Below are 17,797 nucleotides of genomic sequence, written 5' to 3'. Positions count from 1 at the left end.
CCGTGATCCTCAACTTCGGGGCGACCTGGTGCCCGCCCTGTCGCGCCGAGATGCCCTCGATGCAGCGTGCCCACGAAACCGTCACCGACGAGGGCATCTCGGTGATCGCCGTCAACGTCGGCGAGGACGCCGAGACCATCGCAGGGTTCCTGAGCGAAACCGACATCGACTTCCCGATCCCGATGGACCTGGACTCCGAGGTCGTGCAGAGCTACCCGGTCAAGGGCCTGCCGACGACCTTCGTCATCGACCCGGAAGGCCGCCTTGTCTACAGCGCCACCGGCGAGCGTGAATGGGATGATCCCGCGCTGCTGGATCAGGTGCGGGCGCTCAAGACCGGGCCTTAGACCGCGGGCGAGCGATGCGGCCAATCATCGCCCCCCTGCCGAAGCCCCCAACCGGCGTTCACCGGCATCTAATCTCCAGGCCATGCGGCCGGCTCGGTGGTTCGAAGCCATGCCGCTGACCTGTCTGGGCTCGCCGGGACGCCGGGCTCCGTAATCGGTGACCGGCGTCGATGCTTCGGCAGACATGGCCTGTTGGAGCAGAGATCGCTAAGCTACGCCGAGACGCGAACGATTCAATGGAACCAGGGATGACACCGCAGCATGCAGCCCGTACAGAAACCAAACACGGACTGATCGATGTTTCTGGACAATAGGGCACAAGGCAAAATCGGTGACGTTCTGGCCGAGCATATCCGCAAGCGTGCCCGGCTCTCGATGCTGTCGAGCTGCTTCTCCATTTATGCTTACTCCCTGCTGAAGGATCAGCTCAAGAAGGTCGACTCGCTTCGTCTCCTGCTTCCCGCCGTCACAGCTTCGTCCGCTGCGTCAGGCGATGTCGTCTTCCGTGTCGCGGAGCTTGCGGGCGGGGAGACGACCGACCGGCGTCTTCGCAATCGGCTCGACATGGCGGCGATCGCCCGAGACTGCGCCGGGTGGGTTCAAGACAAGGCAGAGGTCCGGGCCGTCGCCTCGCCCACGCCGCAGAACCTGATCCACGTCGCCAACTCCGGAGGCGACGCACTCGCGATCAGCGGGAGCTCGCCGTTCACCTCATCGGGTTTGGGTTTCGCGGCGTCGCCGCGCTTCGATATGAATACCCTGTTTACAACCCCGGGCGAGACTGGCGGTCTGCTTGCCTGGTTCAACGGTATCTGGAACACCACCGATCTCGTGCGCGACGTCAAACCAGAGGTGTTGGCCGAGCTTGAGGCCATCTACCGCGATAAGGCGCCCGAGCTGACCTATTTCCTTATCCTTTACCACGTCTTCAACGCGCTGCGCGAGGACTTGGACGAGGAGCGGATCATCAAGACAGGTACCGGCATCAAGGACACCCTGGTCTGGAGCAGGCTCTACCGCTTTCAGCGCGACGGCGTGCTGGGCGCCATCGACAAGATCGAGCGCTACAACGGCTGCATCATTGCCGACAGCGTCGGCCTGGGTAAAACCTTCGAGGCCCTCGCCATCATCAAATACTACGAGCTGCGCAATGACCGCGTGCTCGTGCTCTGCCCCAAGAAGCTGCGCGAGAACTGGACCCTCTACACGATCAACGACCGCCGTAATCTGTTCGCAGCAGATCGATTCAACTACGACGTCCTGAACCATACCGATCTGACACGCGAGCAAGGCAAATCCGGTGAAATCGCCCTCGAATCGCTCAACTGGGGCAACTATGACCTGATCGTCATCGACGAGTCACACAACTTCCGCAACAACCCGCCGCGCAAGGACGGACTCACCCGTTACGGACGCCTGATGCGCGATGTCATTCAATCCGGCGTCAAGACCAAGGTCCTGATGCTCTCGGCGACCCCGGTCAACAACCGTATGAACGACCTGAAGAACCAGGTCGCGTTCATTACCGAGGGTTGTGATGACGCCTTACACGGTCATGGTATCGCCAGTATCGAGCAGACGCTGCGCGTAGCGCAGATCCGGTTCAATCAATGGTTGCGCCACGACGCCGACGACCGGACCACCGACAGCCTGCTCGACGCACTGAATTTCGATTATTTCAAGCTGCTGGATCTGTTGACCATTGCCCGATCTCGCAGACACATCGAGAAATATTACGATCTCGACGAGATCGGCCGTTTCCCGGAGCGGATCAGGCCGATCAATGTCAAGGCCGACATCGACGTCTGCGCCCGATTCCCCGAGCTTAAAGAGATCAACCGCGATATCCGGCGCCTCAACCTGAGCGCCTACGCGCCCCTCAAGTACGTCCTGCCCGCGAAGCTCCTAGAGTACAGCCGAAAATACGACCGCCAAGTTGCGGGTGGATCGGTCTTCAAGCAAATCGACCGCGAGGAGAGCCTCATCCACCTGATGCGGGTGAACCTGCTTAAGCGTATGGAGAGCTCGATCAACTCATTCGCGCTGACCGTCGAGCGCCTTTTGCACCAGGTCCAAGCGCTCGTTGTGCGCATCGATGCCCATGAAGACTCCGAGTTCGAGGAGCTTGGCATCGAGGATGTCGAGATCGAGGATGACGCCTTCGATCCCTACCTCGTCGGAACCAAGATCAAGGTTCTGCTAAAGGACGTAGACCGGGTGCGCTGGCGTCAGGAGTTGGAGGAAGACGAGATCCTGCTCGTCAAGCTCCTGCGCGAGGCCCGCGAGATCGATGAGGCACGTGATGCCAAGCTCGGGAGGCTCAAGGAGCTGATCGCCGAGAAATGCGCCGCGCCCATCAATCCGGGCAATCGCAAGATCATCATCTTTACGGCCTTTGCCGATACCGCTGACTACCTCTACCGAAACATTGCCGAATGGGCCCTTGAGAACCTTGGGATGCATTCGGCCCGGGTGACCGGCCATACCGGCGGCAACCGAACGACCCTGCCCAAAATCCGCCGTGATCTCGCCTCGATCCTCACCGCCTTCGCGCCGATTGCAAAGGAGCGCGCCATGATCGACGCGTCCGAGACCGCCGAGATCGACATCCTGATCGCCACCGACTGCATCTCGGAGGGCCAGAACCTTCAAGACTGCGACTACCTGGTGAATTACGACATCCATTGGAACCCGGTGCGCATCATTCAGCGCTTCGGCCGTATCGACCGTCTCGGCTCCCGCAACCAGGTCATCCAGCTCGTCAACTTCTGGCCGAACATGGAGCTGGACGAATACATCAACCTGGAGGCCCGCGTCTCGGGGCGCATGGTCCTGCTCGACATCTCCGCGACCGGCGAGGAGAACATCATCGAAACCACGGGGACCGGCCAGATGAAGGACCTCGAATACCGGCGGCGCCAGCTCGAGCAGCTCCAAAAGAAGGTGGTGGACGTGGAAGACCTCGGTGGCGGCATCTCCATTACCGACATGACCCTGAACGACTTCCGCATGGATCTGGCCGACTACCTAAAGGCCAACGCCCAAGCGCTGGAGGCCACTCCCCCAGGCGCCTTCGCCGTGACCCGGCTCGACGACTTGTTCAAGAATCTGGTCGACGAGAGCGTCCTTGAGCCCGGCGTCATCTTCTGCCTGCGTTGCGACAACGCCAAGGTCCGCATCGACACGGCCGACACCCTCGCCCCCCACTATCTGGTCTATGTCTCCGACGACGGCGAGACCCGGCTCAACGTCACCAACCCCCGAAAAACCCTGGATCTGTTCAAGAAGCTGACCTTGGGTCGCTCCCACCCGGACCCGCGCGCGGTCGCCGCCTTCAACGCCCGCACCCGCAACGGCGCCGACATGCACCATTATCAGGGATTGCTCGCCAAGGCCGTCGCCGCGATCACCGGCAAGGCCGAGGAGAAAGGCATCGAGAGTCTGTTTCAGCGCGGCGGTACCGTGTTGACCAACAACAGCTTCCGCGGCATCGATGACTTCGAGGTCATCGCCTACTTGGTGATCTTGGATTCCTGATCACGAATCAACGCGTACAAATCTCCACATCGTGATCCAAGCGCTTTACGACAACCTGGGAATTCCCGACACCTGCCGTCTCGGCAAGCGGGTTTTCAAGAAGCTATTTGAAGAGAATGCGACTCTGGGGACCTCGGACCGCAAGGCTCTGCGCGAGGACCTGGACAGCGTGATCTGGGTTTACACCCTCAAGCCGTGTACCATTCGGATACAGCCTTATGAAGACACCGAGCGCGACTATCCGGAGATTGCCGTGCTCCAAGCGGACCTGCGAACGACAAAAGGCGTGGACCGGCTCGCCCGGATTATTCACCGCGCGATCCCGTACCCGGTGATCCTCGTCTTCAATCATCAAGCGCCGGTCAAGCATCATCAATGTCTCATCAGCCTGGCGCACAAGCGGTTTAGTCAGGCTGAAAAGGGCGCCATCGTCGCCGACGACTTTGTGGCGACTGGATGGATCGACTTAGCGGAGCCGAGCCCGCTCCAGCAGGCATTCCTCGCGAGCCTGCGCATTGCGGATCTGCCGCAGGTCCACTTCCATGCCGTCTACACCGCGATTGCCGACCGCATTGTTGCCCTCGGGTGCTCGGATCTGAGCGGCGAATATCGATTGGAGCCCGATCCCGGAAGGCGGGCGCAGAGGCGCGAGCGACTCACGGCCTGCCGAGCGCTGGAGAGCCGGATCGGCGCTCTCAAGGCCCGGATCAGGAAAGAGACACAGTTCAATCGGCAGGTGGAGCTCAACACCCAAATCAAGCAACTGGAACAGCAGCTTCTGGAAGACGCCAGGCGGCTTTGATTCGGGAACGAAAGGCCGGTCCGCACGCAGTACGCTCCATCCTTCTTTTCTTATCCATCACCAACAAGATCATCAATCGACAATGAAAAGGCTTGACCCGAAGACCGACGGCGCGTCAGCAGATGTCACCGCAGAGCATATCGACGCCCTCAAGGCGCTGTTTCCCGAATGCGTGACCGAGGGCAAGGTCGACTTCGATATCCTGCGCGAGCTGCTGGGTGACGAGATCGAGGAACGCCCCGAGCGCTACAGCTTCAACTGGAACGGCAAGAGCCGGGCGCGCCGTATTGCGCAAACGCCATCGACAGGAACCCTTCGGCCCTGTCCAGATGAATCGGTAAACTGGGATACGACCCAGAATATCTTCATTGAGGGCGACAACCTTGAAGTGCTGAAGCTCTTGCAGAAGAGTTATCACAAGAGAGTGAAGATGATTTTCATTGATCCTCCTTATAATAGGGGGAATGAGTTGATATACCCAGACAATTATAAAGACAATCTCGACACCTACCTGCGCTATACGGGGCAGATCGACAGCGAAGGATTGAGCCTGAGTACAAATTCCGAATCATCAGGGAGATATCATACTAACTGGCTTAATATGATCTACCCGCGTATTCGGTTGGCTCGAAACCTACTGAGAAACGACGGGGCGATTTTTGTAACAATTGACGACCATGAGATTTGCAACCTTCGCCGATTAATGGATGATATTTTTGGCGAAGAGAATTTTTTGGCTTGCTTTTTGTGGAAGAAAATGGATAGCCCTTCCCGCAACGATAAAACAAGAATAGTTTCCGAATATCATGACTATGTAGTTTCCTATAGGAGAACTGATTCAGTTTCGGGTCTTTCTCAGATGAAGAAGCCGGAGATCCTAGACGACTATCCGTTGGAGTTGCCCAACGGTATGCTCGCAAGAAGACGGCAACTTCGCAAGAACGGGAAGGGTGCTCGTAGGCAGGATCGACCCACTATGTGGTATCCATTGACTGCACCTGATGGCACTGAAGTTTGGCCGGTAGCTCCGCCGCCGGAGTCCTGGGAGGGACGATGGGTACTCAGCCTGGAGACATGGCGGGAACGTGAGGCAGCTGGCCTGGCGGAGTGGATCAAGAGAGACTACGGCTGGGTACCCTATTATATCGAAACCGCACCCGAGGATCCCGGAATTCCCTGGCCTACTTGGTGGGACGATCTTCATCAAAGTCGCCAGTCGAAAGCAGCGTTTACGGATCTGATGAAAGGAACACAATACGATTTTGATAACCCCAAGCCAATCAACCTAATTAGAAGGTTATTGGATATGGCTACGGGGCCTAGCGACATCGTTCTTGACTTTTTCGCAGGTTCAGCCACAACCGGGCATGCTGTAATGGAGCAGAACGACCACGATGGAGGCAATCGGCGCTTTATTCTTGTTCAGTTACCTGAAGCCGTGGACGAGCAAGATTTTAGCGTGGCGGATATTTCTAGGGAGCGTCTACGTACTGCGGTTGCACTTCTTCAGAATCAACATGACGAGAACTCCGTTCGCGGGTTAACCAGCAGTTTAGGGTTTAAAGCGTTCTCTCTTGCCTCCTCAAATATCGTTCCTTGGTCAGCGATTTGCGACGATCTCCATCCTACGCTATTGGATGCAATAGAAAACATCAAACCCGACCGCTCCGAGCTGGATATCCTCTACGAGCTTCTGCTCAAGTATGGCCTGGACCTCGCCGTTCCGGTCGAAGAGCGGACGATCGAGGGCAAGACGGTCTATGTCGTGGGCAGGGGTGCGCTGATCGTCTGCCTGGCGGATGAGATCACGCTCGAAGCGGTCGAGGGGATCGCGGCGCTGAAGCTGGAGCTTCAGCCCGAGATCACCCGCGTGGTCTTCAAGGATGCCGGCTTTCCCGACGACGTGGTCAAGACGAACACGGTCCAGATCCTATGTCAGGCCGGTATCGAAGACGTCAAGAGCCTTTAGGCGAGAGGGCTCGACATGACCGACCGGCTCGAAGGCGACCAAGACGACTCGGAGATCCCCTCGTCCCGCGGGGAGATCCTGTTTTTCCAAACGGAGGATGGCGGCACCCGGATCGAGTGTCGATTCGAAGAGGAGACGATCTGGCTCAGTCAGGCGTTGATCGCTGAGCTGTATCAAAAAGACGTTCGAACGGTCAACGAGCACCTGAGGAACATCTTCGAGGAGGGCGAGCTGGACCCCGAAGCAACGATCCGGAGATTCCGGATAGTTCGCGAAGAGGGCGACCGGCAGGTGGCTCGCGTGATCGACCACTATGCGCTGGACGCGATCCTGGCTGTCGGCTATCGCGTCCGCAGTCGGCGCGGCACGCAGTTCCGGCGCTGGGCGACAACGACCCTGCGCGGCTATCTGATCAAGGGTTTCGTCATGGACGACGAGCGCCTCAAAAACCCTCCGGTTCCGGGCTCCGGGGTGCCGGACTACTTCGACGAGCTGCTGGAGCGCATCCGCGATATCCGCGCCAGCGAGCGCCGGATGTACCTCCGCGTTCGGGATATCTTCGCGATGGCGGCCGACTACGAGCCGTCTTCGGCGGATACGTCCCGCTTCTTTCAGATCATCCAGAACAAGCTGCACTTTGCCGCGACCGGCATGACCGCTCCCGAGCTGATCCGCAGCCGCGCCGATCATCTGGCGCCGAACATGGGTCTGATGAGCTTCAAGTCAGGAGAGGTTCGAAAAGGGGACGTGACGATCGCCAAGAATTATCTCCATGAGCCGGAGATCGACGAGCTCAACAGGATCGTGGTCATGTGGCTCGACTATGCCGAGGACCAGGCGCGGCGCCGCAAGCAGGTCTTCATGAAGGACTGGGAAGAACGATTGGACGCCTTTCTCGCCTTCAACGAACGGCGCGTCCTGCCCGATGCCGGCAAGGTGACCCGCACATCGGCGGATGCCTTTGCCAAGGATGAGTACGCGCGTTTCGCGCAGCGCCGTCGCTTGTCCAAGGAGGCGGACGGCGAGCAGGAGGCCGTGCGCGCACTGGAACAACTGGCACGCGATCTCGACAAACGCGGCAAACCGGACGACGACGGGAGTAATGGGTCTTGAAGATTCAGTTCAGCGCAGACTTGGATTATCAGGCCGAGGCCATCGCCTCGATCGTCGATGTCTTCCAGGGGCAGGAGATCTGTCGGACGAACTTCACGGTCGCTGCGTCCACCGATCATCCGCAGATGGATCTCGCGTTGGACGGAGAGAACGGCGACCTGGGCATCGGGAACCGGCTGCGTCTGCTCCATGAGGACATCCTGGAGAATGTGCGAGCGGTCCAGTTGCGTAATGGGCTGGCGCCGTCCGCGGCCTTGGACGGCATGAACTTTACGGTGGAGATGGAGACCGGCACGGGTAAGACGTACGTCTACCTGCGCACCATCTTCGAGCTGCACCGGGCCTACGGCTTCACGAAGTTCATCATCGTGGTGCCGTCGGTGGCCATCAAGGAGGGCGTCTACAAGTCGCTCCAGATGACCGAGGAGCACTTCCGTGGACTCTACGAAAACGTCCAGCTCGACTACTTCGTGTACGATTCCCAGAAGCTCGGGCAGGTCCGGAGTTTCGCGACCAGCGACACCATTCAGGTCATGGTCATCAACATCGATGCCTTCCGAAAGAGCTTCGAGGACCCGTCCAAGGAGGACAAGGCCAACATCATCCATCGGCCACATGACCGCATGACGGGCAGCCGACCCATCGAGTTCCTCCAGGCGACCAATCCCATCGTGATCATCGACGAGCCCCAGAGCGTCGACACCACGCCCAAGAGCCGTCAGGCGATCGCCTCCCTGAATCCACTCTGCACCCTGCGCTACTCGGCGACCCATGTGGATAGGCACAACATGTTGTTCCGCTTGGATTCGGTCGACGCCTACGAGCGCAAGCTCGTGAAACAAATCGAGGTGGCCGGCATCGAGGTCGAGGACGGTTACAACCGAGCCTACGTAAAGCTGCTGGCGGTGGACAACCGCCACGGCGGGGTGCGCGCGCGCATCGGGCTGGATCGACTGCAAAAAGGCGGCAGCGTCGCGCGCACTGCCAAATGGGTCCGCAGCGGCGACGACCTGCTGGATCTCTCGGGCGGACGCTCGGTCTACGACGGCTACATCATCGAGGAGATCTACTGCGGCGAGGGCAGCGAGTACATCAGCTTTACCAGCAAGCCCGAGGTCGTCCGCCTGCACCAGGCGATCGGAGAGGTCGACGACGATCATTACAAGCGGTTGCAGATCCGAAAGACGGTGCAAACCCACCTGCAGAAGGAGTTGTTGCTGCGTCCGAAGGGGATCAAGGTGCTGAGCCTCTTCTTCCTTGACCGGGTGGCGAACTATCGCGAGTACGACGAGGAGGGCAACCCGCAGCCGGGCAAGTACGCACGGATGTTCGAGGAGGAGTACGCCGCGGAGATCAAGAAACCCAAGTACGACAGCCTGTTCGCCGAGATCGACCGGGAGACCGCCGTCGAAGGTCTCCACGACGGCTATTTTGCCGCCGACAAGAAGAAGGTCGGCGGGAGGTCCGTGACCCTGTTCAAGGAGTCGAGAGGGGCGGGAACCACGGCCGCGGACGAGGATGCTTATGCGCTGATCATGCGCGACAAGGAGCGGCTGCTGAGCTTCGACTCCAAGCTCAAGTTCATCTTCTCCCATTCCGCCCTGCGCGAGGGCTGGGACAACCCGAACGTGTTTCAGATCTGTACCCTGAACGAAACGGGATCCGTGATGAAGAAGCGTCAGGAGATCGGGCGCGGACTGCGCATCGCGGTCAACCAGGCCGGCGAGCGCGTTCATGGGTTCGAGGTCAACCGCCTCACCGTGATGGCCAACGAGTCCTATCAGCGATTTGCCGAGCAGCTTCAGCGGGAGATCGAAGCGGATACCGGCATCCGTTTCGGACTGGTGGAGGCCCATCTGTTCGCGAACATTCCGGTGACGGACGCGCATGGCGAGACGGCGTATCTGGGGATGGACGCATCCCGGACGCTCTGGGGTCATTTGCAGGACAAGGGTTATATCGACAGCAAGGGCAATGTTCAGGATGCGCTCAAGAGCGCACTCAAGCAGAACGCCGTGGAGCTGCCCGCGGAATTCACGGACCAGGCCGAGCAAATCCAGGCCATTTTGCGCAAGGTGGCCGGTAACCTAAATGTCCGAAACGCGGATGACCGCCGGGCGGTCAAGCTCAACAAGGCAGTCTTCCTCGGGGATGACTTCAAACAGCTCTGGGAGCGGATCAAATATCGCACGACCTTTCGGGTGGAGTTCGACCCGGAGCAGCTCATCGAGACCTGCGCCGCCGAGATCCGCGACAACCTCAAGGTCGGCAAGGCGCGTTTCGTGACCCGCACCGCCCGGATCGACATCGACCGCGGGGGTGTCGCCGCCGAGGAGATTCAGGAATCGGTTGCCGTGCTCGATGGGCGAGACTGGGAATTACCCGACGTCGTCGGGTATCTGCAAAACGAGACCAACCTCACCCGGCGCTCGATCGTCGAGATCATGATCCGCAGCGGTCGTCTGACCGACTTCAAGGACAACCCGCAGAAGTACATCGAACAGATTGCGGCCGTCATCAAGCGTCAGATGCGGCTGTTCATCGTGGACGGCATCCAGTATCGGCGCATCGGCGATCAGGACTGCTACGCTCAGGAGCTGTTCGAGCAAAACGCGCTGTTCGGCTATCTCAGCAAGAACATGATCGCGAGCGCCAAGTCGGTTTACGACCACGTTGTCTACGACTCGGAGGTGGAGGAGGCATTCGCCCGCTCGTTCGAGCAGAGCGAGGAGGTGAAGGTCTTCGCCAAGCTGCCGGGCTGGTTCAAGATCGACACCCCGCTCGGAAGCTACAACCCGGATTGGGCTGTGCTGGTGGACCTGGATGGTCAGGAGCGTCTGTTTTTTGTCGTCGAGTCGAAAGGCAGCCTGTTCAGCGACGCCCTGCGGCCAATCGAGCAAGGCAAGATCGATTGCGGTAAGGCGCACTTTGCGGCGCTCGGGACCGATGTGGCGTTCACCGTGGCCAACAACTATTCGTCCTTCAGCAGCGAGTTGACTGCGTCGGGCTAGACGTCTGCGGAGTGCTCCGCATCAGCCCGGATTCTTGAAGCGGCATCGTCTCCGTTGGCCCCGCGCTCCGGAATCGTCAGCCCGTGATGGCTCTTTTCGGCTCGCAACAGCGGGCTTAGGCGATTTCCGGAAATCACCTTAGTTCGACGTCCGGCCGAACTCCGCTGCTGCTTGCTCAACGAGGGTTTCTTTCCTTACGCAGTCGCACGCAAAGGCAAAGACTGCCTGCAAGTCGTCCGGGGTAACAAGAGGATAGCTGTCCAGTATCTCTGCCGCGCTCCACCCGTCGGCGAGCCGATCCAGCACAAACCCCACGCCGATGCGGGTGCCTCGAATGCGGGGCTTACCTAAGAGGGTGTCGGGATCGCAGACGATTCGATCTTTCCAATCGGTCATGATGGCCTCTTTAATGAGCACCCGGAGAGTCGAGCGGACGGAGCGATAGCGCCGATGTCCTGCGACCGGGTTTTCATTGACCCGACGGGTGATCGGCGGACGTTTTCCCATATCCTGGACCGGGACTTCCGGAAAAGTCCACGAAATCAAACCGGCTCCAAGCGCGTTGATGCGGTCCCTCCCGACTGGGTGGGGAACGGCAGTCCGCGCCGGCGTTCGACTCTGTCGAGGATCCCGACCCGGATCCCGAATCCGATCTGTTTTTCCGAATCGGCGTGACGCCGGCAGACCGGTAGACTATCCGGCCGGCATCCCCTGCCGCCATCGTCGAATCCCGATCAGGACACCCGTGGATCCCAGCTTCGTCCATCTGCATCTGCATTCCGAGTATTCGCTGGTCGACGGACTGGTGCGGATCAAGCCGTTGGTGAAGCGTGTCGCCGAGCTGGGGATGCCGGCGGTCGCCATCACGGACCAATGCAACTTCTTCGCCCTGGTGCGCTTCTACAAGGCCGCGGTCGCGGCCGGACTCAAGCCGATCGCCGGGGCCGACCTCCTCGTGCGCAACCCGGAGGACGCGAACAAACCGCACCGTTTGGTGCTGCTCGTCCAGGATGCGATCGGCTACCGCAACCTCACGCGGCTCATCTCGCGCGCCTATGTCGAGGGGCAGCACCTCGGGGTGCCGCACGTGGAGCGCGACTGGATCGCGTCCGCCGCCGAGGGTCTGATTGCGCTCTCGGGCGGTCCGCAGGGCGATGTCGCCCAACTGCTCCTGAACGGGCATCGCGAGGCCGCCGAGCGACGTCTCGCGGAGTGGCTCGCGGTCTTCGGCGACCGCTATTACCTGGAGCTGATGCGCACCGGGCGTGAGCAGGAGGAGGCGCTGGTGGAGGCCAGCGTCGATCTGGCCATCCGTTTGGGTGTGCCGGTGGTGGCGACTAACGACGTGCGCTTCCTGCATCCCGAGGATTTCGAGGCCCACGAGGTGCGGGTCTGTATTCATGAAGGGCGCACCCTGGACGATCCGCGCCGTCCGCGCCGCTACAGCGCCGAGCAGTCGCTGCGCAGCCCCGCGGAGATGGCCGAGCTCTTCGCCGATCTGCCCGAGGCGCTGGAGAACTCGGTCGAGATCGCCAAGCGCTGCAACCTGGAGCTGACCCTCGGGAAGAACTTCCTGCCCGATTTCCCGGTGCCGGCCGGAATGACGATGGACAGCTACTTCGCCGAGGCATCGCGAGTCGGGCTCGACGAGCGCCTGCAGCGAATTCTGAATGCGGAGGCGCCGGACCTCGCCGAGCAGCGCCGGCCCTATATCGAGCGGCTCGACCTCGAGCTGTCCGTCATCACCCAGATGGGCTTCACCGGCTACTTCCTCATCGTCGCGGATTTCATCCAGTGGGCCAAGGCACAGGGCATTCCGGTCGGTCCGGGCCGCGGCTCGGGCGCCGGCTCCCTGGTCGCCTATGCGCTCAAGATCACGGATCTGGACCCGATCGAGCATGATCTGCTGTTCGAGCGCTTCCTGAATCCCGAGCGCGTCTCCATGCCCGACTTCGACGTCGACTTCTGCATGGAGGGCCGTGACCGGGTCATCGACTATGTCGCCGGGAAGTACGGCCGCGAGGCGGTCTCTCAGATCATCACCTTCGGCACCATGGCGGCCAAGGCGGTGGTGCGCGATGTCGGACGCGTCATGGGCCATCCATACGGGTTCGTCGACCGGGTCGCCAAGATGGTGCCCTTCGAGCTGGGGATGACCTTGGAGAAGGCGCTCGCCGAGAGCGACGACCTGAAGGCCGCCTACGAGGACGACCAAGAGATTCGGGCGCTGATCGACATGGCCCGCAAGCTCGAAGGCCTAACCCGCAACGCCGGCAAGCATGCCGGCGGCGTGGTGATCGCGCCGACCAAGCTGACCGACTTTGCCCCGCTCTACTGCGAGCAGGGCGGCGAGAATCTGGTCACCCAGTTCGACAAGGACGACGTGGAGCAGGTCGGACTGGTCAAGTTCGACTTCCTGGGTCTGCGCACCCTGACCATCATCGATTGGGCGCTCAAGACGGTGAACGCGCTGCGTCGCGAGGCCGGCGAGGCGCCGATCGATATCGAGCGGATCGAGCCGCAGGATGCCGAGGCCTTCGCGCTGCTCAAACGCTGCGAGACCACGGCGGTCTTCCAGCTGGAGTCGCGCGGCATGAAGGAGCTGATCAAGAAGCTCCAGCCCGACAGCTTCGGCGACATCACCGCGCTGGTGGCGCTCTTTCGTCCCGGCCCGCTACAGTCCGGGATGGTCGACGACTTCATCAACCGCAAGCACGGCCGCGCCGATGTCGCCTATCCGCACCCGGATCTGGAGCCCGTTCTCAAACCGACCTACGGCATCATCCTCTACCAGGAACAGGTGATGCAGATCGCCCAGGTGCTCGCCGGCTATTCGCTCGGCGGTGCCGACCTGCTGCGCCGGGCGATGGGCAAGAAGAAGCAGTCGGAGATGGACAAGCAGCGCGCCATCTTCGAGGAAGGGGCGGTCGCGCGCGGGGTCGACCGGGCGGTCGCGACCTATATTTTTGATTTGATGGATAAGTTTGCGGGCTATGGATTCAATAAATCGCATTCGGCCGCCTACGCCCTGGTCAGCTATCAGACCCTCTGGCTGAAGACGCACTACACGGCGGCCTTTATGGCGGCGGTGCTGAGTGCGGACATGGACAACACCGACAAGGTGGTGACCCTGATCGAGGAGTGTCGCGCGCTGCGCCTGCGGGTCGAGCCGCCCGCGGTGAATCGCTCCGCCTATCGCTTCACCGTCGCCGATCCGCGCACCGTCATCTACGGCATGGGCGCCATCAAGGGGGTCGGCGAGGGTGCGATCGAGGCGATCATCGCGGCACGCACGGCCGACGGTCCCTTCCGCGATCTCTGGGACTTCTGTCGACGGATCGATCTGCACAAGGCCAACCGGCGTGTCCTCGAGGCCCTAGTCCGCGCCGGTGCACTCGACGAGCTGGGTCCGAACCGCGCGACCCTGATGGCCGAGCTGCCCTTGGCGCTCAAGCTCGCCGAGCAGCACCATGCGACCCGAGAAGCCGGTCAGGCCGATCTCTTCGGCGCATTGGAACCGGTCGCCTCGCCCGAGCCCGATCCTCAACTGGCGACCGAGGTCCGCGCCGACTGGGAAGACGAGCAGCGCCTGGCTGGCGAAAAGGAGACACTCGGGCTCTATCTGACAGGCCATCCGATCGATCGCTACGAGTCGGAGCTTCGGGCGATGGCGGTCAGTCGGATCGCCAAGCTCCTGGAGACCGATCGCGAGCTGGGGCGGCGCGACCGGCGCGATCGCGAGAAGCGCAGCGTCGCCGGCCTGGTGGTGTCGGTGCGGCACGGCAAGACACCGCGCGGGCGCATGGGCTCGGTGGTGCTCGACGATCGCACCGGGCGCATCGAAATCACGGTCTTCTCCGAGCTCTACGAGCAGTTGCGTCATCTGCTGGTGCCGGATCAGATCCTGCAGGTCTCCGGGGCTCTCAATTTCGATGAGTACCGCGACAGCTGGTCCTTGCGCGCGGACGACGTGCGGACCTTCGAGCAGGCGCGGGCGAGCATGGCCGATCATCTGCGGCTGATCCTGGATCTTTCGGATCCCGCGACCCATGCTGATGGCCTCGCCCGGCTCGATGCCTTGCGCGCCGCGTTGGCGGCCTTTCGCGACGGGGATCTTCCGGTCCGTCTGCGCTATCGTCGCCCCGGTGCCGCCGGCGAGCTGGTGCTCGGCGACGCCTGGCGTGTCGAGCCGACCGATGCCCTGTTGAAACGTCTGCGACAACTCTTGGGGAGCGACGCCGTGACCGTTGTCTACGAACGCTCGCCGCTGCCGGCAGTGCAGACCGAGACGCAACGCCCGCGTCTGGCGGCGGTGGGCTGATGCAGACCGGACGCCTCGTTCGACAGATCCTCGCCCTCGCCCTGTTGATCGGGGCGGGCTGGTTGATGGTCGGGCTGATCGGCGATCTGAATCGCGTGAAGATCCTGAAGACGGATCTCGCCGAGATCCACCATGTCCGCTACGGTCTGCTGGATGCCGACGTCTGGGTCGCGCGGATCGGGGAGATCCTGGAGAAGCGCGTCGACGAGCTGGATCTCACGCAGGCCAGTCGGGAGCAGGTGACCGAGGCGGTGACCCAGTTGCTGGATACCCTGATCCGCGAGATCGAGCGCAATCTCGCTCAGCGGCGTCCCGACCCTGGAGGAAGCTGGCTGGACCAGCTCCAGGGCGCACTTCAGCAGGGCTTGCAGGACCTGCTGCTGGATGTGGCGCGTCTGCGCGACCGGGTGCCCGAGTACGCCGATGCCTTCGTCGAGCAACTCTCCGTGCCCGGCGTGAAGGAGCAGATCAAGGCGCGGTTGCGGGTGCTGCTTCGCGATGCCGTCGCCTCGAGCGGTGCCGGGACCGATCGGCGCCCGTTGGAGGCCGTCTTGTTGCGCCACGGCTGTGCGGATGTCGATGCCTGCTCGCGCTTGATCGAGACCGAAATCGGCGCTGTTCAGCCGCGGATCCAACAACAGCTCGGGGCCGTGATCGGGCTGGCGGCCTTGGTCTTCATGGTCTCGCTCATCGGCGGTGCCCCGCGGGGGCAAGGCTCAGACAGGACGACCGATCGGCTCGCCCCGGTCATGCTCTTCGCACTCGTCGGCGCGACCTTCCTCCTGCTCGTCGGCGGACTCGCCACGCCCATGATCGAGGTCGATGCGCGTATCGGCGAGCTGGCCTTTGCGCTCCTCGGCGAGCCGGTCGTCCTTTCCGATCAGGTGCTCTATTTCCAGACCAAGAGCATCTTCGACGTGATGCGGATCCTGTTCGAGTCCGGTCAGGCCGACATGCTCCTGGTCGCCGTGCTCCTGACCCTTTTCAGCGTCGTCTTTCCTGCGCTCAAATTGCTGGCGACCTACGCCTATTACTACGATGCCGGCGGGTCGCGCGGATCGGGGATCGTGCGATTCTTCGCACTCAAGTCCGGCAAATGGTCGATGGCCGACGTCATGGTCGTCGCCATCTTCATGGCCTACATCGGCTTCGATGCGCTGGTCGGCAACCAGCTCGGCAGCCTGCGGGGTACGAGCGATGCGGTCGCGGTTCTGACCACCAACGGCACCTCCTTGGAGCCCGGCTTCTATCTCTTCCTCGGCTTCGTCCTTGCCGGGCTCGTCCTGTCCGCTGCACTGGAAAACCGTCTCGACCGTGAGCGATAGGGCGCGGGAACGAACGCAAATGGCCTGTTCTATGCTTAAGGTCTCCGGGTGCGTTTTGAATCTGAACCGGAGTCCCTCGCGATGACCACCAGAGAATTCGACAGCATCGTCGTCGGGACCGGACCCGCCGGGGAAGGTGCGGCGATGAAGCTCGCCAAGGCCGGGCATCGGATCGCCGTGATCGAGGCCCACAATGCCGTGGGCGGAGGCTGCACCCATTGGGGCACCATCCCCAGCAAGGCGCTGCGCCACTCGATCCAGATGCTTGCGGACTATCGACGCAACCCGCTGTTCCAGCACACCCACCATCAGATCGAGGCGGCGTTTCCGGATCTGCTGCGTGCTGCGGACGGCGTCATCAACGACCAGGTCCGCACCCGGTATCGCTATTACCAGCGCAATCGGGTCGAGGTCGTCTTCGGGCGCGCGCGCTTCCTGGGCGAGGACCGGATCGAGGTCCAACGCCCGGGCAGCATCACCGAAGAGCTACGTGCACGGCACATCGTCATCGCCACGGGCTCGCGCCCCTACCATCCGCCGGATGTGGATTTTACGCACCCGCGCATCCACGACAGCGACTCGGTGCTCGGACTGAAGCACACGCCGCGATCCATGACCATCTATGGTGCAGGTGTCATCGGCTGCGAGTACGCCTCGATCATGGGCGCGCTGGATGTGAAGGTGAATCTGGTCGATACACGCGACCGGCTCCTGTCCTTTCTGGACGACGAGATCACGGACGCGCTCGGCTATCACCTGCGCCAGCAGGGCGTGGTGATTCTACACAACGAGACCTACGAACACGTCGAGGCCGGCGACGACGGGGTCGTGCTGCACTGCAAGTCAGGCAAGAAGTTCAAGACGGACATCCTGCTCTGGGCCAACGGGCGAACCGGCAACACCCACGACCTGGGGCTCGAGACCATCGGGCTGACGCCCAATCAGCGCGGACAGCTCGAGGTCAACAAGAGCTACCAGACCGCCTTGCCGCACATCTATGCCGTCGGCGACGTGGTCGGTCAGCCCGCGTTGGCCAGTGCCAGCTACGACCAGGGGCGATTCGTCGGCGCACACATCGCCGACGGCGCCTGCGACTGGTCGCTGATCGAGGAATTCCCGACCGGGATCTATACCGTTCCGGAGATCAGCTCCGTGGGGCGGACCGAACGCGAGCTCACCGCACAGCAGATCCCCTACGAGGTGGCCCAGGCGGATTTTAAGAGCATCGCCCGCGCCCAGATCACCGGGCACACCGTCGGCATGCTCAAGCTCCTGTTCCACCGCGAGACCTTGGAGATCTTGGGGATCCACTGCTTCGGCGAGCAGGCCGCCGAGATCGTCCACATCGGCCAGGCGATCATGTCCCAGCGCG

At 61.6% G+C, this 17,797-nt stretch carries 10 protein-coding genes; 9 read left to right on the top strand and 1 reads right to left on the bottom strand.

Annotation, left to right across the window (positions count from 1 at the left end):
- From VLR48_RS08025 to VLR48_RS08000, 6 genes are all read left to right on the top strand, one after another.
- The coding region (locus VLR48_RS08025) for a TlpA disulfide reductase family protein (protein ID WP_325291280.1) at positions 1-347 on the top strand (347 nt) is incomplete at its 5' end.
- Between the two features lie 297 nt (positions 348-644).
- Complete coding sequence (locus tag VLR48_RS08020) at positions 645-3,884, top strand: helicase-related protein (RefSeq protein WP_325291279.1); 3,240 nt, start codon at positions 645-647, stop codon at positions 3,882-3,884.
- A gap of 31 nt (positions 3,885-3,915) precedes the next feature.
- Positions 3,916-4,686, top strand: a complete 771-nt coding sequence (locus tag VLR48_RS08015; RefSeq protein WP_325291278.1) for a DUF4391 domain-containing protein — start codon at positions 3,916-3,918, stop codon at positions 4,684-4,686.
- Between the two features lie 82 nt (positions 4,687-4,768).
- The gene (locus VLR48_RS08010) at positions 4,769-6,655 is read left to right on the top strand and encodes a site-specific DNA-methyltransferase (RefSeq protein WP_325291277.1); all 1,887 of its coding nucleotides are present in this window, start codon (positions 4,769-4,771) and stop codon (positions 6,653-6,655) included.
- A 15-nt stretch (positions 6,656-6,670) separates the two neighbouring features.
- A complete protein-coding gene (locus tag VLR48_RS08005) occupies positions 6,671-7,768 on the top strand; it encodes a virulence RhuM family protein (RefSeq protein ID WP_325291276.1) in 1,098 nt (365 codons plus the stop codon).
- Positions 7,765-10,779, top strand: a complete 3,015-nt coding sequence (locus tag VLR48_RS08000; RefSeq protein WP_325291275.1) for a type III restriction-modification system endonuclease — start codon at positions 7,765-7,767, stop codon at positions 10,777-10,779. The genes VLR48_RS08005 and VLR48_RS08000 overlap by 4 nt, the downstream gene beginning before the upstream one ends.
- A gap of 138 nt (positions 10,780-10,917) precedes the next feature.
- Here VLR48_RS08000 and VLR48_RS07995 read toward each other — a convergent pair whose 3' ends face one another.
- Entirely contained in the window at positions 10,918-11,286 is a 369-nt protein-coding gene (locus VLR48_RS07995; protein ID WP_325291274.1) for a DUF433 domain-containing protein, read from the bottom strand.
- 238 nt (positions 11,287-11,524) lie between these two features.
- Here VLR48_RS07995 and dnaE point away from each other — a divergent pair, with 238 nt between their 5' ends.
- From dnaE to sthA, 3 genes are all read left to right on the top strand, one after another.
- Positions 11,525-15,100, top strand: coding sequence for a DNA polymerase III subunit alpha (gene dnaE, locus VLR48_RS07990; RefSeq protein ID WP_325291273.1), 3,576 nt, complete (start codon positions 11,525-11,527; stop codon positions 15,098-15,100).
- The gene (locus VLR48_RS07985; protein WP_325291272.1) at positions 15,100-16,425 is read left to right on the top strand and encodes a paraquat-inducible protein A; all 1,326 of its coding nucleotides are present in this window, start codon (positions 15,100-15,102) and stop codon (positions 16,423-16,425) included. Before dnaE ends, VLR48_RS07985 begins: the two co-directional genes overlap by 1 nt.
- Positions 16,426-16,506: 81 nt before the next feature.
- Positions 16,507-17,797 (top strand): Si-specific NAD(P)(+) transhydrogenase (sthA, locus tag VLR48_RS07980; RefSeq protein ID WP_325291271.1); only part of this gene is annotated, 1,291 nt, incomplete at its 3' end.

This window comes from Thiocapsa sp., assembly GCF_035467215.1.
In the GTDB taxonomy this organism is placed as follows: Bacteria; Pseudomonadota; Gammaproteobacteria; order Chromatiales; family Chromatiaceae; genus Thiocapsa.
This window is presented reverse-complemented; position numbering and strand designations above follow the sequence as displayed.

Excerpts from the sequence above, each read along its gene's own strand:
- VLR48_RS08020 (WP_325291279.1), top strand. The coding sequence starts at position 645 with ATGTTTCTGGACAATAGGGCACAAGGCAAAATCGGTGACGTTCTGGCC.
- VLR48_RS08010 (WP_325291277.1), top strand. The coding sequence starts at position 4,769 with ATGAAAAGGCTTGACCCGAAGACCGACGGCGCGTCAGCAGATGTCACC.
- VLR48_RS08005 (WP_325291276.1), top strand. The coding sequence starts at position 6,671 with ATGACCGACCGGCTCGAAGGCGACCAAGACGACTCGGAGATCCCCTCG.
- VLR48_RS07995 (WP_325291274.1), bottom strand. The coding sequence starts at position 11,286 with ATGGGAAAACGTCCGCCGATCACCCGTCGGGTCAATGAAAACCCGGTC.
- VLR48_RS07985 (WP_325291272.1), top strand. The coding sequence starts at position 15,100 with ATGCAGACCGGACGCCTCGTTCGACAGATCCTCGCCCTCGCCCTGTTG.